This window comes from Bordetella genomosp. 6, from assembly GCF_002119705.1.
Classification (GTDB): Bacteria; Pseudomonadota; Gammaproteobacteria; order Burkholderiales; family Burkholderiaceae_B; genus Bordetella; species Bordetella bronchiseptica_F.
In genome coordinates, this window is sequence record NZ_CP021107.1 from 2,680,049 (window position 1) to 2,702,314 (window position 22,266).

The window sequence follows — 22,266 nt, forward strand, 5'->3', positions numbered from 1 at the left end:
CCGCCGATACGCCATGCCTCCCCGCCTCTCCCTGTCCGCACCCTGCATCGCGCTTGCCTGCGCGCTGGCGGCCTGCGCCGTCGGTCCCGACTACCAGGCGCCCACCCCCGCCGCCCCGGCCGACTGGACCTCGTGGCGAGGCGGCCCGCCCGAACTGGCCGGCCATGCCGGCGCGGCCGGCGCGCCGGCCGCGCAATGGTGGCACGCCTTCGGCGACCCCACGCTGGACCGCCTGCAGGCGCGCGCGCTGGCCGCCAGCCCCGACCTGCAAAGCGCGGCCTTGCGCTACGCCCAGGCGCGCACGCAACGGCAGACGGTAGCCGCGCAGCGCGGCCCGCGGGTCGACGCGGCGGCGGCCGTCACGCGCCAGCGCCAGAGCGAAGACGCCGCCGCCAACCGCATTCTCGACGCCATCGCGCCGGCCAACCGCGAAGCCGTCACCGAGTTGCTCAGCGAGCCCTACACCCTGTACCAGGCCGGCTTCGACGCCTCGTGGGAACTGGATCTGTGGGGCCGCGTGCGGCGCGCCGTCGAGGCCGCCGACGCCGACGTGGCAGCCTCGGCCGCGCTGTACGACGCGGCGCGGCTCAGCCTGGCGAGCGAGGTGGCGCGCAACTATTTCGAGTTGCGCACCGCGCAACGCCAGGCGCGGCTGTTGCGCCAGGACATCGCGGCCCTGCAGGAACAGCTGTCGCTCATCCAGGCGCGCGCGCACGGCGGCCTGGCCGCCGATCTCGACGTGGCGCGCCAGCGCACGCAACTGGCCGGCCTGCAGGCCCAATTGCCGCACTGGCTGGAGCAGCAGGCCCAGGCCGGCAACCGCCTGGGCCTGCTGCTCGGCGCGCGTCCCGGCGAACTGGGCGACGAGCTGGCCGCGCCCGGGGGCGACGGCTCGGCGCGGCCGCTGCCCGACTACGCGCTGGGACTGCCGTCCGAGCTGGCGCGCCGCCGCCCGGACATCCGCGCCGCCGAAGCGCGCCTGCACCAGGCCACCGCCCGCATCGGCCTGGCGCAGGCCGATCTGTACCCCAGCATCCGCCTGGGCGCGCGGTTCGGCTACGAGTCGTACGAAAGCGGCAAGTTCGGCGACTGGGGCAGCCGCACCTGGTCCATCGGGCCATCGCTGGACCTGCCCATCTTCGACAGCGGCCGGCGCCGCAGCGTGGTCACGCTGCGCGAACTGCAGCAGCAGGAAGCCGCCGTCGCCTACCAGCAGACCGTGCTGCGGGCCTGGCACGAAGTCGACGATGCGCTGAGCGGCTACCGGGCCGAACAGCTGCAATATGCGCGCCTGCGGGAAAAGGCCGAGAGCGCCGCGCAGGCCCGCGACTGGGCGCGGGCGCGCTATCTTGGCGGCCTGACCGACTACCTGGCCGTGCTGGACGCGCAACGCGAAGACCTGCAGGCGCGCCGCGACCTCACGGCCAGCGACGGACGTCTGCGCACCCGCCTGGTCGTGCTCTACAAGGCCCTGGCCGGCGGCGCCGGGGCGCAGCCCTAGCCGCCGCTACGGCCGTGCGCGCCCCAGGATTTCCCGGCGCAGCGTTTCGAGGATGCGGCAGAACACCGCGGCGGGCAGCGAGGTGTGCGGCGCCTCCGGCTTGCCGGTATCGTGCACCAGCGTCATGCCCTCGGTCGCCCGCAAGGTGCGGCGCAAGCCCTCGCATTGCTTGATGCGGGCGCGGATGGCCCTTTCGATCAACTGGTGGTGCTCGGCCGAACCGTACCGAATGCGCGCGCCGCCCCAATAGGCCCCGCTGCGGTCGGCCGTGTCGCCCAGGTGCTTGGCGTCCCAGCCGCTGGACAGGAACGCGGTGGCACGGCGCGGATCGTCCTCGCGGAACTTGATCCCCTGGATGAACCCTTCCACCGAGGCGAACAGCTCGCCGTCGAGCACGAACGGCGACAACGGGAAATTGGACAGCGCCAGGCCGCGCCAATCGTCGGACGTACTGGAGATGTTCAGGCGAGATGCGGAGTTCATGGCACGCTTCCTTCTGGTGTCGCTGACGGCGGTCCCGATGATACCCCGTACCCCGCGCGGCGGGTCACGCCGCGCCCAGTACTGGTGGTATGATGGATCCAAAATAATATCCACTGCGTGCCGCACAGGGCGCCCGCCGGGCCGCGCGGTGTGTATGATCGGGCTCCATCCTCGGCGGCCATCCGGCCGCGCGGCTCTTCCAGGTTGACCAGGCATGACCGACGCTAATGCAACACCCTTGACGCTGACCGCCGATGGCGTGACCGACGAGTTGCGCGCCCTGATCCTTGACGGCTCGCTGGGCATCGGCGTGCAGCTCAAGCAGGAGGTGCTGGCCAAGCGTTTCGGGGTCAGCCGCATACCGGTGCGCGAGGCGCTCAAGCGGCTGGAGGCCGAAGGGCTGGTCACGCACGCCCCGCACCAGGGCTCGGTCGTGGCGTCGCGCTCGGTCCAGGAACTGCTGGAAACGCTGGACATCCGGGTGGGGCTGGAATCGCGCGCGCTGGTGCTGGCCATTCCGCACATGACGCCCGCGGTCTTCAAGGAAGCCGAGACCATCATCGCCCGCTACGACGCCAGCGAATTCCCGCGCGAATGGAGCGAGCTGAACCTCGAATTCCATATGTGCCTGTACCGGCCCAGCGGCCGCCCGCGCCTGCTCAAGACCATCGAGAACCTGGTGCGCGGCATCGACATCCATCTGCGTGCGCACCAGTCCTATGCCGTGGGCCGCAAGTCGCCGCAGAACGAGCACCGCGCCATCCTGGACGCGTGCATCGCCGGCAAGGCCAAGCGCGCGCGCGACCTGCTCGAAGCGCATATCGAGCACACGCAGGACGTGCTGCGCAAGGAACATGGCCTGATCTGAAGCGGCGCCGCCCGCCTAGGGCCGCGCCAGTTCGCGCGAGCGCGCCTGCGCCCGCCGCACCGCATCGCGTACCAGCGTGCGCAGCGCCCCCGCCTGCTCGAACACTTCGATCGCCGCATGGGTGGTGCCCTGGGGCGAAGTCACTTCGCGGCGCAAGGCGGCGAAATCGGCGCCCTCCTCGCATTGCAGGCTGGCCGCGCCCAGCGCCGTGCGGGCCGCCAGGCTGCGCGCCAGCGCGGCCGGCAGGCCGAGCTGCTCGCCGGCCTGCGCCAGCGCCTCGCTGAAAAGATGGTAGTAGGCCGGGCCGCTGCCGCTCAGGGCCGTCACGGCGTGCAGCTGGTCTTCCGTATCGACCCAGAACGCCGCGCCCACGGCCTCGAACAGGCGACCGATCACGGCGCGCTGCCCGGGCCCGATATCGTCGCCGCCGTATAGCCCGGTGCACCCGTGCCCCGCCATGACCGGCGTGTTGGGCATGGCCCGCGCCACCGGCCGGGCCGGCTGCAACGCCTGCCGCAAGGCGGCGGCCGGCACGCCCGCCATGACGGACACCAGGCAGGCGCGCGCCAGCCGCGCCGGTGGCACGGCGCGCAAGGCCTCCAGCGCCATGGCCGGCTTCACCGCCAGCACCACCAGGTCGTAGGCCTGGTCCGGCAATTCGTCCGCCGCGCGAAACAGCCGCGCCCGCAGGCCGGCGCCGGCACGCCCCGGGTCGACCGCGTCTATCCCCGCCAGCAAACCGGCGCGCAGCCAGGCTTCGCCCAGCGCCGCGCCCATCCGGCCATAACCCAGAAACAATGCCCGCCTCATCCTCGCGCTCCTTTTCCTGCCGCATCAGGGTTTCCCGCAACACCGCGGCCCCGCCAGCCATGATTTAATTGGATCCAATAAAGGATACATTTTCCTCAACATCGGAATCGGGTGCAAGTCATGGATCAGCCGCAGGTTCAGCAGTACGACATCGTCATCATCGGCGGGGGCATCATCGGCTCCAGCGTGGCCTATCACGTGCTGGCGCGCGACCCGGCCGCGCGGGTCTGCGTCGTGGAGCCGGATCCGAGCTACGAGTTCGCCTCGGCGCTGCGTTCGTCGGGCGGCTGCCGGGTGCAGTTCACCTGCCCCGAGAACATCGGCATGTCGCTCTACAGCCTGGACTTCATCAAGAACTTCGAGAACACCATGGCCGCCAATGGCCGGCCCGCGCCGGTCGACTGGGTGCAAGGCGGCTACCTGTTCCTGGTGCCGCCCGAGCGCGTCGCCATGCTCGAGCGCAACGTGGCCCGGCAGCGGGCCATGGGCTGCCACGTCGACCTGCTTACTCCCGCCGAACTGAAGGCGCGCTTTCCCTCCATCCATGTCGACGACCTCGGCGCCGGCGCGCATACGCCGCAAGACGGCTGGTGCGACCCCAACGGCCTGCTGTGGGGCTTTCGGCGCAAGGCCGTTGAACTGGGCGCGGTGTATCTCAAGGACAGGGTCGTGGCCGCCGACGTCACGCCCACCCGTGCGCGCCGCGTCACGCTGGAAAGCGGCGCGCAGCTGGACGCCGAAGCCTTCGTCAACGCCGCCGGCGCCTGGTCGGGCCAGGTCGCCGAGCTGTTCGGCATGCATCTGCCGGTCGTGCCGATGCGCCGCTTCGAACACTACTTCACGTGCGGCAACCCGATCGAACCCCTGCCCTACGTGAAGGATCTCAGCCGCCTGGCGTTTCGCTCCGAAGGCCAGGGCTTTTCCGGCGGGCTGGTCAACGGCGACGAGAACCGTGGCTTCAACTTCGACGTCGACCACGACTATTTCGAGCACGTCGTCTGGCCGGCCGTGGCGCATCGCTTCCCCCCGCTGGAAGCGGCCAAGTGCCATCGCACCTGGTCGGGCCTGTACGAGCAGAACGAGCTGGACGGCAACCCGGTGATCGGCGCGTGGAACGCCCGCCTGAAGAACCTGTACACGGTGGCGGGCTTTTCCGGCCACGGCATGATGCACGCGCCCGCCGCCGGCCGCGGCATCGCCGAACTGCTGGTGCACGGCGCGTTCCAGAGCCTGGACCTGTCCAACCTCGGCTACGAACGCGTACAGGCCAACCAGCCCTACCGCGAAGAAGGCATTCTCTGAGGGGCGCGACCATGACGATCTCTCCCGCCGCATCGCACGACGAACTGGCCGGCCACCTGGCGCGCTGCGCCGACGCGGGCGCGCCCTGCCGGCTGCACGCCGACCAGCTGGCCATGCTGCTGGCGCGGCTGTTCGAGCGCGCCGGCGCCAGCGCCGCAACCGCCGCCGTACTGGCGCAGACCTGCGCCCTGGCCGAGCAGGACGACGCCAAGAGCCACGGCCTGCATCGCGTGGCCGGCTACGTGGCTACCCTGGGCACCGACTGGGTCGACGGGCACGCCGAGCCGCGGGTCATCGACGCCAGCGGCGCGACCATCGTCGTCGACGCGCGCAACGGCTTTGCTCAATGCGCCCTGCGGGCGGCGCGCCCGCTCATCGAGGAGCGCGTGCGCCAGCACGGCCTGGCCATGCTGCTGACGCGCAACTCGCACCATTTCGGCGCGCTGTGGCTGGACGTGGAGCCCTATGCGCGCCAGCAGTGGATCGCGCTTACCGCCGTCAACAGCATCAGCCACATGGCGCCGCATGGCGGCACCACCCCGCTGTACGGCACCAACCCCATGGCCTTCGCCTGCCCGCGCGCCGGCGCCGACCCGCTGGTATTCGATCAGGCCTCCAGCGTCATGGCCAAAGGCGATGTGCAGCTGGCGGCCAAGCATGGCCGCACGCTCCCGCCCGACGCCGGCGTGGACAGGCACGGACAACCCACGCGCGACCCCGCGGCCGTGCTCGACGGCGGCGCCCTGCTGCCGTTCGGCGGCCACAAGGGTTCGGCCATCGCCATGATGGTCGAGGTGCTGGCCGCCGCGCTGACCGGCGGCAGCTTTTCCTGGGAAGTCGATCGCAGCGCCCACCCCACGGCCCAGACCTCGCGCACCGGCCAGTTCTTCCTGTGCATCGACCCGGCGCGCTCGGCCGGGCATGGCTTCGCGGCGCGCATCGACCAGTTGGCGCAAGCGCTGTTGCGCAGCGGCCAGCAACGCTTGCCCGGCGAGCGGCGTTACGCGGCGCGCAGGCTGGCCGCGCAACACGGCGTCGCCATCGACCCGGCCGCACTGCTCGCGCTGCTGCGGCTGGCCTAGACACCCGTTCGACCCACTCTCTCCAAGGAGACGCCATGCAACCCCGACCGACCGCGCCGTACAGCGCCCTGGTGGCGCTGGCGCTATGCCTGCCCGCCGGCCAGGCGCGCGCGCAAGCCGACGCCGCATATCCGGCGCGCCCCATCACCCTCATCGTGCCCTTTTCGGCCGGCGGCGGCAGCGACGTGGTCGCGCGCATCCTCGCCACCGGGCTGGGCAGCCAGCTCAAGCAGACCGTCATCGTCGAGAACCGCACCGGCGCCGCCGGCAATATCGGCGCCGAGGCCGTGGCCCGCGCCAGGCCGGACGGCTACACCCTGCTGTTCGGCAGCATGGGCGTGATGAGCGTCAACAGCCACCTGTACCGCAACATGCCATTCCAGCCCGAACGCGATCTCGCGCCGGTGGGGCGCATCTACGACACGCCGCACGTCATCGTGGTGGGCCAGCAGTCCCCGCTCAAGAGCCTGCCGCAACTGATAGAACAGGCCAAGGCCAGGCCCGACGCGCTCACCTATGCCTCGGCGGGCAACGGCACTTCGACGCACCTGGTCGGCGCCCTGTTCATGCACGAGACAGGCACCCGCCTGATGCACGTCCCGTACAAGGGCAATGCCCCGGCCCTCAACGACACCATGGCCGGCCATGTGGACATGATGTTCGACCAGGCCACCAACTCCACCGGCCAGATCCAGGGCGCGCGCCTGCGCGCGCTGGCGGCCACCTCCCATGCGCGGATTCCGGACCTGCCCGAGGTGCCCACCGTGGCCGAACTGGGCTATCCCGAACTGGAGGTCACCTCGTGGACAGTGCTCGCAGCGCCCAAGGCCACGCCCGCCGCCACCATGGCCACCCTGAGCGAAGCCCTGAAGAAGACCCTGGCCGACCCCGGCATCAAGGAGAAAATCCGCCAGACCGGCGGCGTGATCAATTACCAGGACGTTCCTTCCACCACCGAGTTCGTCAACCGCGAGACCGCGCGCTGGGGAACCCTGATCCAGTCGGCCGGCATCACGGCCAACTGAGCGCCGCGACCAGCCGGTCGCCCAGGCACGACCAGGCGCCCGTCATGCGGGCGCCTGGTTCTTTCGCCGATCGCGCGGGCCGCGTTCACTCGTGACGGGAGACCGCGCCCTGGCGTCCTCACGACCCGGCGCCCGGGCCGGCAGCACGGCCAATTTCCGGCTTGCCGCCCAAGTCATTCTAATATTAGAATTACAGAATGATATGGAACACACCAGGCGAAATCTGAACATGGCCAACGTGAAAGACGACTTGCTGGCAAGCGGTTCGAACAAACGCTATGTCAACCTGGCGCACCTGCTGCGCATGCGCATCCGCGCCGGCGACTATCGGCCGGGCGACCGGCTGCCCGCCATCGACCAATTGGCCCGGCAATTCAACACCGCCGTCGTCACCGCGCGCCAGGCCCTGGCCCTGCTGGAGCGCGATGGCCTGGTCCAGCGCCGCCAGGGCGTCGGCACCTTCGTCCTGGACGACGCCGTGGCGCCGGTAGGCCTGGAACTCCCGCTGGACCAGGACTGGAGCGGCATCCGGGCCCTGTGGGGCGCCAGCCAGGTACGCATCCTGGCCGAACGCGACCGAGTCGAGTGCCCCGCCGACTATGCCCAGCATGGACAGCCCGCCGACGCCTATTTCTACATGCGCCGCGTACACGAGGCGCAGGGCGTTCCCTACACCGTGGCCGACATCTACATCGACCGCGAGGTGTACCGCAAGGCGCCCAAGCGCTTTCGCAATGAGATTGCGCTGCACGTGCTGCCGCAGCTCCTGCCGCAGCGCAAGCTGGAGGCCTTCGAAATGATCCAGGTCGATGCCGCCGACGTGGAACTGGCCAAGTGGCTGGATATCGCCGTGGGCGCGCCCATCGTCATCATGAAGCGCGTCGTGCGCGACGAGTCGGGCCGCATCCTCTACGCAGGAACGCCCGTCTATCGGGGCGACATCGTCCGGCTGGACCGGACCTTCAAACTATAAGTGCAATCAGCTAAGGAGAAGCATCATGTTTTGCCGCAAACTGGCCCTGGCATTGGGCATGGCCGCCTCGGCGCTGTCGGCTGGCGCCGCCGCCGCCCCCTACCCCGCCGAACCGGTCCGCCTCGTCGTGCCCTACGCACCTGGCGGGACGACGGACCTGCTGGCTCGTCTCATTGCCAGCAAACTGTCGGCCAAGTACGAGCGCCAGGTCGTCGTCGAGAACAAGACCGGCGCGGGCGGCAACATCGCGGCCGCCTTCGTGGCGCGCAGCCGGCCGGACGGCTACACGCTGATGATGGCGTCGATCGGACAGTTCGCCATCAACCCGCTGATCTTCGCGACGCCAGGCTATGACGCGGCCAAGGATTTCCAGCCCGTGATCCAGGTAACCCAGGTGCCCAACGTCCTGGTGGTCAACGCCGCCAGCAAGCTGGACTCGCTGCAGGACCTCGTCAAGCTGGCCAAGGCGCAACCCGGCGTTACCTATGCGTCGTCGGGCAACGGCTCGTCCAACCACCTGGCCGGCGCGCTGCTGGCGCACATGGCGAACATCGACATGCTGCACATTCCCTACAAGGGTTCCGCGCCCGGGCTGCAGGCGCTATACGGCGGCGATGTGCAAGTCATGTTCGACAATCTCTCGTCGGCGCTGCCGCATGTCCAGGGCGGCAAGCTGCGCGCGCTGGGCGTGAGCTCCGAGGCGCGCTTCTCGAAGCTGCCCGACGTTCCCACCATCGCCGAATCCGGGCTGCCTGGCTACGAGGCTTCGGCCTGGTTCGGCCTGGTCGCCCCGGCCGGGACCCCGGCGCCCATCGTCGAACAACTGAATCGCGACGTCGCGGCCGTGCTGGCCGACAACGAAGTACGGTCCAAGCTGCTGGAGATGGGCATGACCCCGCGGGGCGGCAGCGTCGCGCAATTCCAGACCGTCATCGATGCGGATATCCGGAAGTGGAAGCCCATCGTCCAGAGCCTGAATCTGGCCGTCAACTGAGGAGCAGCCGGTCGTGAATGTGCAAGCATTGTTGGCGCACGAGTTTCCCGTGCAGACGCAGTCGTACGGCGCGCGGGACTGCAGCCTGTACGCCCTGAGCGCGGGCTATGGCCAGGATCCGATGGACGAGCGCCAGTTGCAGTACGTCTATGGCGACGCGCCCAAGACCGCCGGCGGCATGGCCCTGGTCCTGGCCAACCCCGGCTTCTGGCAGCGCCAGGCCTGGACGGGGATAGACTGGGCCCGGTGCGTGCTGGGCGAGCAGCATATCGCGATGCACCGGCCGCTGCCGGCCGCCGGCCGCATCGCCAGCCGGCTGCGCGTCACGCGCATCACCGACAAGGGCAAGCAGTTCGGCGCGATGCTGCATTCCGAACGTACGCTGCACGACGCTGACAGCGGCACGCATTACGCCACGCTTTCCATGGTAACGATATGCCGCGGCGACGGCGGGTTCGGCGGGCCGCCCGACGACTCGACGCGCCTGCCGGCCGTCGCGGCGCGCGCGCCCGACATCCAGACCGAGCAGCCGACCTTGCCTCAGCAGGCGTTGCTGTTCGACCTGCACGGCATCGTCAACCCTGTGCACTCCTGGCCCGCCGCGGCGCGCGAGGCCGGCTACCCCCGCCCATTCCTGCACGGCGTATGCCTGATGGGCCTGGTGCAGCACGCCATCGCGCGCGAACTGGCGGCCTATGACACCGATGGCGTCACCGCCCTGTCGGCGCGGTTCCGCGGCGTCTTCTATCCGGGCGAGACCCTGCTGCTTTCCATCTGGCGCGATGGCAGCCAGGTACGCTATGAGGCGCGCGCCAAGGAGCGCTCGACCCTGGCGATCGAGGGCAGCGCCCAATTGCGGCCGGCAGGAGCGAAGCAATGACGGAAGCACTGGAAGGTTTGCGCGTCCTGGACATGGGCCAATGGATCGCGGCGCCCTATTGCACGGCGATGCTGGCCGACTTCGGCGCCGAAGTCATCAAGATCGAAAAGCCCGGCGGCGGCGACGACCAGCGCCACTCCTCCCCCTTCGTCGATGGGCAGAGCGCTTTCTTCAATCTTTTCAATCGCAACAAGCACAGCGTCACGATAGATCTCTCCACGCCGGCCGGCCGCGCGCAATGCCGCGACCTCATCCGCGACGCCGATGTGCTGGTCGAAAACTACCGGCCAGGCGTCATGGCGCGCCTGGGCCTGGACTACGCCACCCTGCATGCGGAATTTCCGCGCCTGGTGTACTGCTCCATATCGGGCTTCGGCCAATCGGGCCCCTTGCGTGGCGAAGGCGGCTTCGACCTGGTCATCCAGGCCATGTCCGGCCTGGCCGCGCAATGCGGCCCGACCGAGGGGCCGGCGCACCGGCTGCCGATTCCCATCGTCGACGTTTCCACGGCGCTGTTCGCGACAATCGGGGTACTTACCGCGCTAGCCGCGCGCCAGAAAACCGGCGTGGGGCAATTGGTCGACGTCGCCTTGCTGGACGCCGCGCTGGCCATGGCGCCGCTGGAAGTCGCGGACTACCTGGCCACCGGCCGCAACCCCGAGCGCATGGGACAGGCCTCGCGCAACGCCGCTCCCTACCAGATATTCCGGACGCAAGACGGCGCCATTGCGCTGGGCGCGGCCTCGCAGCCGCTGTGGGAGAAAACCTGCGACCTGCTCGACCGTCCCGCGCTGAAGGCCGATCCACGTTTCGCCGACAACACGGCCCGGCTGGCCCATCGCGCGGTCCTGGCCGAACTGGTCGAACAGGCCCTGGCCACGCAGCCGTCCGAACACTGGCTGGCGCGCCTGCGCGAGGCGGGCATCCCCGCCGGCCCCGTGCTGAGCTACGCAGACATCCTCCACCATCCGCAGGTGGCGGCGCGCGAAATGGTGCGCCGGCCCGAAACCGCCGGCGCCGCCACGGCCGCGACGCTGGCCAGTCCGATACGCCTGTCCGATACCCCGGCCCGCTTCGTCAGCGGCGCGCCCGCCCTGGGCGCGCACAACGGGCTGCTGGCGACCGGAACCCGGGCCGGCCCGCCGGCATGATCCGCGCGCCCGGGCGGACATGCGCCGCGCGGGCGCCCGCTCATCGCCCTATCCAGGCCAGCGCCAGGCCGGCCAGATAAAGCCCCAGGCCAAAGACCGCGTGCGCAAGCACGCTGCGCAGGCAATTCCTGAGCGGCGTGAGCGTGCGCGAAGAAGCGACCCCCGCTCCCAGCGCGGGCTGCATCACGAACCACGGCAACAGCACGGTCGCCACGCCCACCGCCAAGGCCGGCCCCGGCGACGGCGCGCGCAGCCATGCCTGGCCCGCGAAGCCGACCAGCAAGCCGGCAAACAGCACGCCGGTGGCGTAGTGCAGCCCCCAGCCCAGCGCCGCCTCGCCGCGCACCGCCGGCGCCTGCCGGATATCGGCGTGCGCAAACCGGCCATGGCGCCAGTGGCCCACCCAGCGGCCCACCAGGGCGTAGTCCAGCACGGGCACGCCCAGGCGCCTGAGCGCCATCGTCCACGCGTCCATCACGACCGTGGCGCCCATGCCGACCAGCACGACGCGCATGATCATCTCCTGCGATGCCATATTCCCTCCTGTGCGTTGACCCGCTTCATCAAGGAGGCCTAGGATAGAAGTTGAAGTCAACTTCAAGTCAACAAGGTTCGCGCATGGATATTGCCGAAGTCGCCAGGCTCACCGGCGTTCCCGCCTCGACATTGCGGTACTACGAAAAAGTGGGGCTGGTCGCGCCGGTCAGCCCGCCCGGCGCGCGCCGCCGCTATGCGCCGGCGGTGCTCGAGCAGTTGGCCCTGGTCGCGCTGGGCCAGGCCGGCGGCCTGTCGCTGGATGAAATACGCGCGATGCTGTCGCCGCAGGGCCCGCCACGGGTGAACCGGCAGGTATTGCTGGCCAAGGCGGACGAGATCGATGCCACCATCAAGCAATTGCAGGCCATGAGCCGCGGGCTGCGGCACGCCGCCGCCTGCCCCGCCCCCAGCCATGCGCAATGCCCGACCTTCAGGCGGCTGCTCAAGGCCGCCGCCGCCGGCGCGTTGAGCAGCCGGCGGCCGGCGTCAACGGGCGCGGCGCCGCGCTCGCCCCGCAAGCGCGCGCCCGCCAGGCCATAGGCGGCAAGTCATCCCACCAGGGCGTCGAGGCCGGCGCCGGCCGAGCGCGGCAGGCGCCGCGCCTCCTTGGCCACATTGACCTTCAGCGCCATGCGCGCCACATCCAGCGTGGCCTGCGCCAGCGGATAGCCGCCGCGGGCCTGCAGCCAGCCCAGCACGTCGGCCAGGTGCCACAGCGAGGCGCTGCCCTCGTGGATGGGCGCCGGAAAGGTGGCGGGGTGCGCCAGCATCAGCTTGCGCATGTTCTGCCGCGACACGCCGACGATCTGCGCCACGTCGGTCAGGCCGACCAGGTCGGGCGCGGCCTCGATCAGCACCGCCGTGGGCATGGCGCGGCGCACGTCGGCCAGCGCGCTGCGCACGGCCGCCTCGGCGCTGTCGGCCTCGCGGGTGAATTCGAGCGCCAGGCGGCCGGGCAGGCCCATGCCCACCAGGGCGTCGTCGCAACCGGCCTCGCCCAGACGCTCGACCAAGGCGTCCAGGTCGCTGTCGGCGTCGGCCAGCTGGTATTTGAGGGTGAAGAGGTATTCCATGGGTTACTCCTTGCTGCGGCACGCATGCGCCCGGCGATGCCTGGCGCAGTTATCCACCACGCGCCGCAGGGCGCGCGCGTGGTGGCCCGGGTTCCTGGGGGTGCTCCAGATGCTGGTGATGCAGAACTCGCCGCAACGGCATTCGCTGTCGTCGTATGGGCAGTACATGCGCCCCCAGGCATGGCCGCCCCGTCGCCGGATGTACCAGCCGTGCGCCTCGGCATGCTTGAGCGCGGCGTCGACGTCTTTGTCTGGGCGCGGGCAACGTGTCATGCGGTGTTTTCCAGTTTGAGGCGATCCGTTCAGGGTGTCAACAGACAACCTGTCGATTACGACGGTTCCGACCCCTGGATGCGCCATGCGTGCCATTCGAGCCGTGTCCGTCCAGGCATGAAAATGCCAGGAATCGGGCCGGCTGCCCAGGGCAAGGATGACGGTTTCGACACGCTGCCCGGGCCTGTCGGCCCGGCGTCTAGCGGGTTGCGGCGCGCGCCTTGCGGCCGGGCGGCCGGGCGGTGGAGTCGCGCACGATCACGCTCTCGTGCGGCAGGCACAGGCCGGCGTGGGGAACGTCCCGCCCCTCGACGATGTCGACCAGCAGCGCGGTGGCCAGGTAGCCCATGCGCTCCAGCGGAAAGCGCACCGCGGTCAGCGCGGGGCTCAGCAGTTCGGCCACGATGCCGTCGGAGAAGCTGGCGATGGAGAGGTCGCGCGGAATGCGCACGCCCTGCCGGTGCGCGGCCGCCATCGCGCCGGCGGCCACGATCTCGTTGGTGGCCACCACCGCGGTGGGCGGCTCGTCCAGGGCCAGCAACTGGCGCAGCCCCTCCTCGCCGCCGGGCTTGTAGTAGCCGGCGTCGACCACCAGCTGCGGCACCCAGGGCAGGCCCGCCTCGGCCAGCGCGTCGGCGTAGCCCGCCACGCGGCGCTCGCCCACCCGCCGCTGCAGGCCGCCCAGGAAGGCGATGCGGCGATGCCCCAGCTCGATGAAATGGCGGGTGATGGCCGCCGCCGCGCCGCGCTCGTCGAGTTCGACGTACGGGTGCTGGTCGTCCAGATAGCGGTTGACCAGCACGAACGGCGCGTTCAGCGTGGCCAGCTCCTGCAGCATCTGCTTCTCGTGCCGGCCGGTGGTCACCAGCAAGCCGTCGATACGGTTGCTGCGCAGCAGCCGCCCGGCCACCTTGGGATCTTCCTCCTCGCCGCCCATGCCGCCCACCAGCAGCGAATAGCCGCGCTCCCAGGCGGCGCGCTGGGCGCCCTGGATGATGACGGGAAAGACCGGGCTGTTGAGCTCCGGCACGATCATGGCCAGCGTATTGGAGCGCGACAGGCGCAGGCCGCGCGCCTGCAGGTTGGGCGTGTAGCCCAGTTCCTCGATGGCCTGCTGCACGCGGGCGCGGGTTTCTTCGCGCACCACCAGCTTGCTGTCATTGCTGAGAATGCGCGAGACGACCGCGGGCGAGACGTTGGCCGCTTTGGCGACGTCCACGATCTTGACTACCTTGCGGTTGCCCGTAGCCTTGGTCGTCATGGCGTCATGCGCCCGGGTGCTGAGTCATGCGTCGGATTATAGGGGCAAGGCCCGCCCGCCACCGCCGGCGCAAAGGCCCCGTTCAGGCCACGGCCGCCTCCCGCGCGCGGCGCGCCACGAAAGCCGGCACGCTGTCGAGCAGCAGCCGCGTGTACTCGTGGGCCGGGGCGCTGAGCACCTGGTCGGTGCGGCCCTGCTCGACGATGGCGCCGTGGCGCATCACCACCACGCGATCGGATATCTGCGAGACCACCGCCAGGTCATGCGAGATGAACAGCATGGCCACGCCCAGCCGGTCGCGCAGGTCCTTGAGCAGCTCCAGGATCGATGCCTGCACCGACACGTCCAGCGCCGAGGTGGCTTCGTCGCACACCAGCACCGAAGGCTCCAGCGCCAGCGTGCGGGCAATGCCCACGCGCTGCTTTTCCCCGCCGCTCAGCTGGTGCGGATAGCGCTCGGCGTAGGCTGCCGGCAGGCGCACCAGGTCCAGCAGCTCGGCCAGGCGGCGATCCTGCTGGCGGCGGTCCAGCCCCATCAGCTGCAGCGGCCGGCGCAGGACCTCGCCCACGCGCTGGCGCGGGTTGAGCGAGGAATCGGGATTCTGGAACACCATCTGCGACTGGCGCCGCAGCCGGCGCGCCACATCCGGGCTGGCGCGGTACACGTCGTGTTCGGACAGCTCGACCGTGCCCTGGTCCGGGGCCTGCAGGCCCACCAGGCAGCGGCCCAGGGTCGACTTGCCCGACCCGCTCTCGCCCACCAGGCCCACCACTTCCCGCGGCCGCAATTCCAGCGACACGCCGGCCAGGGCCGCCACGCCCTCGGCGCGCGGCAGGCGCAGCAGCCTGGCCCAGCCGCCCAGCGGATGGGCCGGCCGGAATGTCAGCCGCACGTCGCGCACGCGCGCGATCGGCGCGCCGACGGCCGGCACGGCCGGCGCGCGCTTTTCCAGCAGCGGCAAGGCGGCCAGCAGCTTGCGCGTGTAGGCATGGGCGGGATGCCACAGCACCTGTCGCGCCGCGCCGGCCTCCTGCACGCGGCCACCGTGCATGACCGTCACGCGCGAGCACATGCGCTCGACCAGCCCGATGTTGTGGCTGATGAAGACCATGCTCAGGCCGCGCTGAACCCGCAGCTCGTCCAGCAGGTCCAGGATGCGGGCTTCGACCGTGACGTCGAGCGCGGTGGTCGGCTCGTCGAGCAGCAGCAAGTCGGGCGAGCAGGCCAGCGCCGTGGCGATCACGATGCGCTGCTTCATGCCGCCGGACAGCTGGTGCGGGTAGGCGTCCAGCAACGTGCTGGCGCGCGGCAGGCGCACCTCGTCCATCAGCCGCAGCGCTTCGACGCGCGCGGCGCGCGCATCGGCGCGCCCGCGCTCGACCAGCGCCTCGGTGATCTGGCGGCCGACCGGCAGGCTGGGGTTGAGCGCGGTGAACGGATCCTGGAACACCATGGCGATGCGGTCGCCGCGCAGCCCGGCGGCGCGCGCGCCCGTGATGTCCTGGCCGTCGAAGACGACGCTGCCGCCGGTGACCGCCGCGCCGGGCGGCAACAGGCCCAGCACCGTCCAGGCAATCGTGCTCTTGCCCGAGCCGCTCTCGCCCACGATGCCCAGCGATGCGCCGCGCGGCAACGCGAGGTCCACGCCATGCAGCACCTGGTTGCGGCCGTAGCGCACGCCCAGGCCCTTGATATCGAGGATAGTGTCTTGGTGCATCTCAGTTCCTTTGCTCGCCGCGCGCGTCCAGGCGCTTGCGCAGCCCCTCGCCCATCAGGTTGACGGCGATGACGGTCAGGCAGATCGCCAGCCCGGGCGACAGCGCCACCCAGGGCGCCCGCTCCAGATAGGGACGCGCCTCGGCCACCATCAGGCCCCAGTCCGAGGACGGCGGTTGCGTGCCCAGGCCCAGGAAGCTGAACACCGCGCCCAGCAGGATGGCGAAGCTGACGCGCAGCGACGCCTCCACCACCAGGGGCGGCAAGGCGTTGGGCAGGATCTCGCGCAGCAGGATCCAGGCCAGCCCCTCGCCGCGCGCGCGGGCGGCGGTGATGAACTCTTCGTTGGCCAGCGACAGCGTCATGCCGCGCGCGAGTCGGATCATGATGGGCGTGTAGATGATGCCCACGGCCAGCGCGGCCTTCCACAGGCTGGGGTCGGTGGACGCCAGGATGAGCAGCCCCAGCATGACCGGCGGCACCGAAATGACGATGTCCACGGCGCGCATCACTGTGTCGTCGATCCAGCCGCGCAGGTAGCCCGCCAGCAGGCCCAGCGGCACGCCGACGACGAAGCTGAGGGCGGTGGCCGACACGCCCAGCAGGATAGACGTGGTGCCGCCGTACAGCACGCGGCTGAACACGTCGCGGCCGAACTCGTCGGTGCCCAGCCAATGCTGCGGCGACGGCGGCATCATGCGCGCGGCGGCGTCCATGGCGTCGAAATCGTAGCGGGCCAGCCAGGGCGCGCCGAGCGAAACCAGCACGATGGCCGCCAGCATCAGGGTGCCCACGACCAGGGCCGTGGGCAGCGGCGCGCGGGCGCGGCCGGCTTCAATGGGTGTCGAGATTTCCATAGCGGATCCGGGGGTCGAGAATGGCGTAGGCGATATCCGCCGCCAGGTTGGCCAGGGCATAGATGACGGTGACCGCGAGCACGCCGGCCTGCAGCACGGGCAGGTCCTTCTGTTCCACGGCGAAGATGAGCAGGCGGCCCAGGCCGGGATACGAGAACACCGTCTCCACCACCACGATGCCGCCCATCAGGATGCCGAAGTCCAGCGCCAGCACCGTCACGGTGGGAATCAGCGCGTTGCGCAAGGCGTGGCGGTACAGCACCGTGCGTTCGCGCAGGCCCTTGGCGCGGGCCGCGCGCACATAGGGCGCGCTCAGGGTCTCGAGCATGCTGGAGCGCTGCAGGCTGGTCACGTGGGCCACCAGGCCCAGCACCAGCGTGCATACCGGCATCACCAGGTGCGACAGCCAGGCGCCGAAACCGGCGGACAGCTCCACATACCCGGTGGCGGGCAGCCATCCCAGCGTACCGGCCACCAGCAGCACCAGCACGATGGCGATCAGGAACTGCGGCAGCGAAATCGACAGCCACGAAAACGCCAGGATCAGCCGGTCCTGCCAGCGGCCGTGCCGCACCGCCGCCACCACGCCCAGGAAAATGCCCAGCGCGGCCGTCAGCACCAGGGCCGCCACCGCCAGCAGCGCGGAGCGGCCCAGCGCCTCGGAGATCAGCGGGCCGACGGGCCGGCCCATCACCAGCGACTGCCCCATGTCGCCGCGCAGCGCGGCGCCGGCCCAGCGCCAGAACTGCGTCCACAGCGGATCGTTCAGCCCCAGGCGGGCCTCGATGGCGGCGACCTGCTCGGGCGAGGCGAAGTGCCCCGCGATGGTATAGGCAACGTTGCCGGGCATGGCCTGCGTGATCAGGAAGATCAGCACCGCCATGGCCGCGACCACGAACACCACATGCCCCAGCCGCCTGACGAGATAGGCCCACATGGCTCAGCGCGCCCCGCCGGTTTTCTCGACGTCGTACAGGTCGAGCCAGAGGAAGGGATTGGTGTGGTAGTTCTTGATGTCGGCGCGGTAGGCCGTGGCGACGTTGGTCACGTAGCCGATGATGCCCGGCACTTCCTCGGTGAGCGCGCGCTGGAAATCCTGGTAGTGGCGGATCTGCTCGGCGCGGTCGGTGCTGGCGCGCGCCGCGTCCAGCGCCTCGTCCACCCGCTTGCTCGAGAAGTGCCACATCCGCGCGTTCCACGAACCCGTGCTGTAGAACCAGGGCGAGGTCGCCGCGTCGATCACCGGGCTGGCGAAAAAGCCGTCCACATACATGGGCGCGATTCCCGCCACGCCGGCCGAATAGCGGTTGTAGGGCACCCGCTGCACGTTCAGCTTGATGCCCAGCGGCCGCAGCAGCTGCTGCGCGGCCACGCCCAGGCGTTCGCGCGAAGGCCGGCCCGCCGGCACGAAGATATCCACCGCGAAACCCTTGGCATAGCCGGCCTCGGCCAGCAACTGCCTGGCCTGCGCCAGGTCGGTGGCAAAGCCGATATCCTTGTTGAACGCGGGATCGGTCGGCGCGATCGGGCTGTGGGTGGGCGAGCCCTCGCCGAACAGCGCGAAGTTCACCAGCTCCTTCTTGTCCAGCGCCAGGAACACCGCGCGGCGCACCCGCACATCGTTGAACGGCGGCTTGGAATTGTTCAGCACGATGCCGTCCCAGCTGGCGCTGGGCACCGAGTCCACCACCACCGCGGCGTCCTTCTTCAGGTCCGGAATGGTCTCCAGCGGCAGATTCCAGATCATGTCGATGCTGCCCGAGCGCAAGGCCGCCACGCGCGCGGCCGCCTCGGGCATCACGCGCATCACCACCCGGTCGATCTTGATGCGGTCCTTGTCGTAGTAGTCGGGATTGCGCTCCAGTTCGAGCTGGTCGCCCGGCGTATAGCGCACGAAGCGAAACGGCCCCGTCCCGCTGGGCTGGGTCTTGATGGTGTCGATGCGGTCCTGCGCCACCACGCGCAGCTGGCGGCCGGTCAGCAGCCCGGGGAAATCCGCGTACGGCTGCGTAAGGGTGAAATGCACCGTGGCCTCGTCGGGCGCGTCCACCGACTTCATTACTTCCAGCTGGGTGCGGCCGGGCGAGCCGGTCGCCGGATCGACGATGCGCTGGAACGAGAACACCACATCGCTGGCCGTCAGCGGCTTGCCGTGGTGGAACTTCACCCCGGGCCGCAGCTTGAACGTCCATTCGCGCAGATCGGCCGACGGCGTCCAGCTCACCGCCAGGTCGGGCACCACCTTGGAATTGGCGTCGATGCGGGTCAGGCCGCCGAACACCAGCCCGTTGAACACGTACTCCTCGCCCAGCGTCGTGACGTTGGGGTCCAGGCTGTTCAGGCTGGTGGACAGGGCCACCTGCAGCGTCGACTCCGCCCGCGCGGCGCCGGCCAGGCCCACGCTCAAGCACAGCGCGGCCAGCGCGGCCGCCATCTTTCCCGTCTTGCTCATCATGTATTCCCCTTGTGTTGTGTGCGGCCGTGGCCGCTCTCAGGCAGCGCCGTTCAGGTAATCCCACCCGGCCGCCGCATGGACCTTCGCGACCGCGATGAACTCATCCAGGTCGACCGACTCGTTGCTCATCGCCATGCGGCCCGGCGCCGGGCCGTAGACGTAAGCCGGCACGCCGGCGCGGCGCCAGTAGCGGCAATCGGTGGACCCGATCGACGGCACGGCAACCGGCCGGCGCCCCACGATCGCCTGCGCATTGTCGGCGATGAAATCCACCATGGGATGATCGTGCGCGCAGACATTGGGCGGCGTGCTGTGCCATTGCTGCACTTCCATCGAGGCCTGCGGAAACTCCGCCATGATGGCCTCCAGCCGGGCCAGCACCGCCTCGGGCTCGGTGCCCACGGGCAAGCGGATATCGACCTCGAACACGCAGCGGTCCGGGATCATGTTGATCTTCAGCCCGCCGTTGAGCACGCCGACGTTCAGCGTGGTGCGCGTGACCACGTCGGCCGCGCCCTCGCCCATCGCCACGTCGAGCGCGCGGCGCACGTCCTCGCGCTGCAGGTGCGCCTTCAGCGCCGCCGGCAGGGACGGCTCGATCGCCTCCACCTCGGCCAGGCGGCCGATCAGCGCGGCCGCGATGCGGGTGGGGCTTTCGCTGCGATGCACATAGGCGCCATGCGCGCCGGCGGCCAGCACCTCGAACTTCAGCCGCAACGTGCCCTTCTCGGAGAAGCGGATCGTGTCCAGGCTGCTCGGCTCGCCGTTGAGCACGCAGTCGCCGCGCCAGCGCGTATCGTTTTCCAGCAGCCAGCGCGTGCCCCAGCGCCCGCCCGTCTCCTCGTCGGATACCGCGGTCAGCGCCATGCTGCCCGCCAGTTGCGCACGCCGCGCATACAGGTAGGCATAGGCGATCACGGACGCGGCCGTCCCCGTCTTCATATCGCAGGTGCCCCTGCCGTGCAGGCGCCCGTCCTCGATGTCGCCCGACCACGGGTCGCGCGTCCAGCCGTGGCCATCGCCCACCGGGAACACGTCCATGTGGCCGTTGTAGACCAGCCGCGGACCGGCGCGGCCGCCCTCGCATTCGCTGACCACGTTGGGCATGCTCTCCTGGGGGCCAAGCAGCTCGTTCGGCACGCCGCGCGCGCTCAGGAAATCCTGGATCACCGCCGCGGCGGCCCGCGTGTCGCCAGGCGGATTGGGCGACGCCGCCCGCACGAAATCCCGCAGGAACCCGATCAACAGTTCGCGCTCGGCCTCGATGGCATCGAGCATGGCTTGCTTGGACATGGCCTCTCTCACGACGTTAGTAAAACGATTTAACGAATCGTACGAGCGTGGCCGCGGGACGGTCCATCATGGTTTTCCCGATGCGGGTTTGCTTGGAATGTCCACACTCCAGGCGCCTGTCCCCGCGGGGACGGGCACCTGCCGATCGCTACGCGCCGGCCAGGCCTGCCTCACCGCCGCGCAGCGCCGGGCCGCGGGCCTTCACATGCGCTCGCCCGGCAGCCGGCTGGCCTGCGCCACCCAGTCGGCGAAACCGGCCTCGTCGAATGGCGCGTCTTCGTAGATGTCCAGGTAGCGCACGTCCTTCTGCTTGGACTCGCCCGGCGGCAGGGGTTGCAGCGACGCGCCGCGAAAGAAGGCGACCTTGATGTATTTCGTCATGCAATGGAAGCTGAGAAACCAGCCTTCGCCCTCGAAACCGTAGAACGGCGAGTTCCACTTGACGGCCTTGTACACGCCGGGCACCGTGCGCTCGACTATCGCGTCCAGGCGTTCGCCGACCGCGCGCTTCCAGCCCGGCATGGCCGCGATGTACGCCTGCACGGGGGCATCGCCGTAGCCCTTGGCTATCTGCGGGTTGCCGCCGGACAGCAGCACGACCTCGCCCGGCCCGCCCTTGCCCGCAGCCTTCGCGCCCCGGGCGCCGCCCTTTCCAGATCCTTCGGTACGCTTGCCAGCCATCGCATCTCCTTGTCGCGCGCCGTCGGAGCCGGCCGCTAGTCTCGCCGCGCCAGCGCCAGAAAGACGCCCAGGCCCACCATCGTGGTTCCCGACACGCGCGTCAGCACGCGAGCGCGCGCAACGCGAGCCGCCTCGGATCGCAGCAGCCGATGGGCGGCGACCACCGCCACCACATCGACCAAGGTATTGAGCGTAACGCAGATGCATCCCAGCAGCGCCAGTTGCGGCGCCAGGGGCGCACCCGGATCGACGAACTGCGGCAGGAACGCCAGGAAGAACAGCGCCGTCTTGACGTTCAGCGCCTCGACCACGATGCCCTCGGCCAGCGCGCGCCGCGCGCCCTGCGGCGCCACGGCCCGCGCCGCCGCCGGCCGCGGGCGCAGCCACATGCGCAGGCCCAGGTACACGAGGTAGGCGGCCCCCGCATACTTGAGCAGGCTGAAGGCCAGCGCCGACTCGGCGATCAGCACCGACAGGCCGAACGCCGCCGCCACGACGTGCACCAGGCCGCCCAGCGCCGTACCCAGGCACGAGGCCAACCCCTCGGCCCGCCCGCCAGCCACCGTGCGGGCGACCACATAGGCGATGCCGGGGCCGGGCGTGATGGCCAGCAGCACGGCGGCAAGCAGGAAGGCAAGCAGGGACATGTCGCCCATTCCAGGTTCAATCGCGCGACGCGGCCATGCCGTGCGCCGCAAGCCGCGCATCCGCCAGCGGATGCGCGATGCCGCCATCGCCGTAGACACCTATCACCTGCGCGATCACCACCTGGTAGCCGCGCAGCCATTGCGCCTGCCGCCGCTTGGCCTCGACATGCGCCGGATGGGCCATGAGGGCGTGCAGGGCCTCCAGGCTTTCCCAGTAATAGACATTCGACACCAGGCCTGTCGCCGGACTCTCCCAGGCCTCCTCGCCCAGATAGCCGGGCGTGGCCCGCGCCGCCTCGGCGATGACCCGGTCCAGCGCATCGAACGCCGCGTCGGCCGTTCCCATCGCGAAAGTGAAGGTGGACGTGTAGATCGTGGGCGCGGGGCCGCCCATGTCCGGTGAC

At 70.2% G+C, this 22,266-nt stretch carries 24 protein-coding genes; 10 read left to right on the forward strand and 14 right to left on the reverse strand.

Annotated features, from left to right (window positions below):
- Window positions 1-13: 13 nt before the first annotated feature.
- On the forward strand, window positions 14-1,501 hold the full coding sequence (locus CAL11_RS12560; RefSeq protein ID WP_086093139.1) for an efflux transporter outer membrane subunit: 1,488 nt from the start codon (window positions 14-16) through the stop codon (window positions 1,499-1,501).
- A 6-nt stretch (window positions 1,502-1,507) separates the two neighbouring features.
- Here the strand turns inward: CAL11_RS12560 and CAL11_RS12565 are convergent, their stop codons facing one another.
- Window positions 1,508-1,984 carry a hypothetical protein gene (locus CAL11_RS12565; protein WP_086093140.1) on the reverse strand — a complete coding sequence of 159 codons (477 nt, stop codon included), beginning with the start codon at window positions 1,982-1,984 and terminating at the stop codon, window positions 1,508-1,510.
- 214 nt (window positions 1,985-2,198) lie between these two features.
- Here CAL11_RS12565 and CAL11_RS12570 point away from each other — a divergent pair, with 214 nt between their 5' ends.
- Window positions 2,199-2,852, forward strand: coding sequence for a GntR family transcriptional regulator (locus tag CAL11_RS12570; RefSeq protein ID WP_033467814.1), 654 nt, complete (start codon window positions 2,199-2,201; stop codon window positions 2,850-2,852).
- A 15-nt stretch (window positions 2,853-2,867) separates the two neighbouring features.
- Here CAL11_RS12570 and proC read toward each other — a convergent pair whose 3' ends face one another.
- Window positions 2,868-3,662, reverse strand: coding sequence for a pyrroline-5-carboxylate reductase (gene proC / locus CAL11_RS12575; RefSeq protein ID WP_086093141.1), 795 nt, complete (start codon window positions 3,660-3,662; stop codon window positions 2,868-2,870).
- 111 nt (window positions 3,663-3,773) lie between these two features.
- On the opposite strand from proC, the gene CAL11_RS12580 reads away from it, so the two are divergent.
- From CAL11_RS12580 to CAL11_RS12610, 7 genes are all read left to right on the forward strand, one after another.
- Complete coding sequence (locus CAL11_RS12580) at window positions 3,774-4,964, forward strand: NAD(P)/FAD-dependent oxidoreductase (RefSeq protein WP_086093142.1); 1,191 nt, start codon at window positions 3,774-3,776, stop codon at window positions 4,962-4,964.
- 11 nt (window positions 4,965-4,975) lie between these two features.
- Window positions 4,976-6,046 (forward strand): Ldh family oxidoreductase, encoded by a 1,071-nt coding sequence (locus CAL11_RS12585; protein ID WP_086093143.1) that lies wholly within the window; start codon window positions 4,976-4,978, stop codon window positions 6,044-6,046.
- A gap of 35 nt (window positions 6,047-6,081) precedes the next feature.
- On the forward strand, window positions 6,082-7,071 hold the full coding sequence (locus CAL11_RS12590) for a Bug family tripartite tricarboxylate transporter substrate binding protein (RefSeq protein WP_086093144.1): 990 nt from the start codon (window positions 6,082-6,084) through the stop codon (window positions 7,069-7,071).
- Between the two features lie 229 nt (window positions 7,072-7,300).
- The gene (locus CAL11_RS12595; RefSeq protein WP_033467835.1) at window positions 7,301-8,044 is read left to right on the forward strand and encodes a GntR family transcriptional regulator; all 744 of its coding nucleotides are present in this window, start codon (window positions 7,301-7,303) and stop codon (window positions 8,042-8,044) included.
- A 25-nt stretch (window positions 8,045-8,069) separates the two neighbouring features.
- On the forward strand, window positions 8,070-9,038 hold the full coding sequence (locus CAL11_RS12600) for a tripartite tricarboxylate transporter substrate binding protein (protein WP_086093145.1): 969 nt from the start codon (window positions 8,070-8,072) through the stop codon (window positions 9,036-9,038).
- A gap of 13 nt (window positions 9,039-9,051) precedes the next feature.
- Entirely contained in the window at window positions 9,052-9,918 is an 867-nt protein-coding gene (locus tag CAL11_RS12605; RefSeq protein ID WP_086093146.1) for a MaoC family dehydratase, read from the forward strand.
- Window positions 9,915-11,069, forward strand: a complete 1,155-nt coding sequence (locus CAL11_RS12610) for a CaiB/BaiF CoA transferase family protein (protein WP_086093147.1) — start codon at window positions 9,915-9,917, stop codon at window positions 11,067-11,069. Before CAL11_RS12605 ends, CAL11_RS12610 begins: the two co-directional genes overlap by 4 nt.
- Window positions 11,070-11,109: 40 nt before the next feature.
- On the opposite strand, the gene CAL11_RS12615 is transcribed toward CAL11_RS12610, so the two are convergent.
- The gene (locus CAL11_RS12615) at window positions 11,110-11,604 is read right to left on the reverse strand and encodes a DUF2938 domain-containing protein (RefSeq protein ID WP_086093148.1); all 495 of its coding nucleotides are present in this window, start codon (window positions 11,602-11,604) and stop codon (window positions 11,110-11,112) included.
- Window positions 11,605-11,687: 83 nt separating this feature from the next.
- On the opposite strand from CAL11_RS12615, the gene CAL11_RS12620 reads away from it, so the two are divergent.
- The gene (locus CAL11_RS12620; RefSeq protein WP_208617551.1) at window positions 11,688-12,146 is read left to right on the forward strand and encodes a helix-turn-helix domain-containing protein; all 459 of its coding nucleotides are present in this window, start codon (window positions 11,688-11,690) and stop codon (window positions 12,144-12,146) included.
- Window positions 12,147-12,154: 8 nt separating this feature from the next.
- On the opposite strand, the gene CAL11_RS12625 is transcribed toward CAL11_RS12620, so the two are convergent.
- From CAL11_RS12625 to CAL11_RS12675, 11 genes are all read right to left on the reverse strand, one after another.
- Window positions 12,155-12,679 carry a helix-turn-helix transcriptional regulator gene (locus CAL11_RS12625; protein ID WP_086093150.1) on the reverse strand — a complete coding sequence of 175 codons (525 nt, stop codon included), beginning with the start codon at window positions 12,677-12,679 and terminating at the stop codon, window positions 12,155-12,157.
- Between the two features lie 3 nt (window positions 12,680-12,682).
- On the reverse strand, window positions 12,683-12,952 hold the full coding sequence (locus CAL11_RS12630; protein WP_086093151.1) for a hypothetical protein: 270 nt from the start codon (window positions 12,950-12,952) through the stop codon (window positions 12,683-12,685).
- Window positions 12,953-13,151: 199 nt separating this feature from the next.
- Window positions 13,152-14,213 (reverse strand): LacI family DNA-binding transcriptional regulator, encoded by a 1,062-nt coding sequence (locus CAL11_RS12635; RefSeq protein WP_086093152.1) that lies wholly within the window; start codon window positions 14,211-14,213, stop codon window positions 13,152-13,154.
- Window positions 14,214-14,295: 82 nt separating this feature from the next.
- Window positions 14,296-15,930 (reverse strand): dipeptide ABC transporter ATP-binding protein, encoded by a 1,635-nt coding sequence (locus CAL11_RS12640; protein WP_086093153.1) that lies wholly within the window; start codon window positions 15,928-15,930, stop codon window positions 14,296-14,298.
- Window position 15,931: 1 nt separating this feature from the next.
- Window positions 15,932-16,786 carry an ABC transporter permease gene (locus tag CAL11_RS12645; protein ID WP_033467865.1) on the reverse strand — a complete coding sequence of 285 codons (855 nt, stop codon included), beginning with the start codon at window positions 16,784-16,786 and terminating at the stop codon, window positions 15,932-15,934.
- On the reverse strand, window positions 16,764-17,723 hold the full coding sequence (locus tag CAL11_RS12650) for an ABC transporter permease (RefSeq protein WP_086093154.1): 960 nt from the start codon (window positions 17,721-17,723) through the stop codon (window positions 16,764-16,766). The genes CAL11_RS12645 and CAL11_RS12650 overlap by 23 nt, the downstream gene beginning before the upstream one ends.
- Window positions 17,724-17,726: 3 nt before the next feature.
- Window positions 17,727-19,241, reverse strand: a complete 1,515-nt coding sequence (locus tag CAL11_RS12655; RefSeq protein WP_086093155.1) for an ABC transporter substrate-binding protein — start codon at window positions 19,239-19,241, stop codon at window positions 17,727-17,729.
- 36 nt (window positions 19,242-19,277) lie between these two features.
- The gene (locus tag CAL11_RS12660) at window positions 19,278-20,534 is read right to left on the reverse strand and encodes a M20 family metallopeptidase (protein ID WP_086093156.1); all 1,257 of its coding nucleotides are present in this window, start codon (window positions 20,532-20,534) and stop codon (window positions 19,278-19,280) included.
- Between the two features lie 201 nt (window positions 20,535-20,735).
- Window positions 20,736-21,215, reverse strand: coding sequence for a DUF1801 domain-containing protein (locus CAL11_RS12665; RefSeq protein WP_086093157.1), 480 nt, complete (start codon window positions 21,213-21,215; stop codon window positions 20,736-20,738).
- Window positions 21,216-21,250: 35 nt separating this feature from the next.
- The gene (locus CAL11_RS12670; RefSeq protein WP_086094579.1) at window positions 21,251-21,862 is read right to left on the reverse strand and encodes a LysE family translocator; all 612 of its coding nucleotides are present in this window, start codon (window positions 21,860-21,862) and stop codon (window positions 21,251-21,253) included.
- 16 nt (window positions 21,863-21,878) lie between these two features.
- Window positions 21,879-22,235, reverse strand: a complete 357-nt coding sequence (locus tag CAL11_RS12675; RefSeq protein ID WP_033469974.1) for an antibiotic biosynthesis monooxygenase family protein — start codon at window positions 22,233-22,235, stop codon at window positions 21,879-21,881.
- Window positions 22,236-22,266 lie beyond the last annotated feature (31 nt).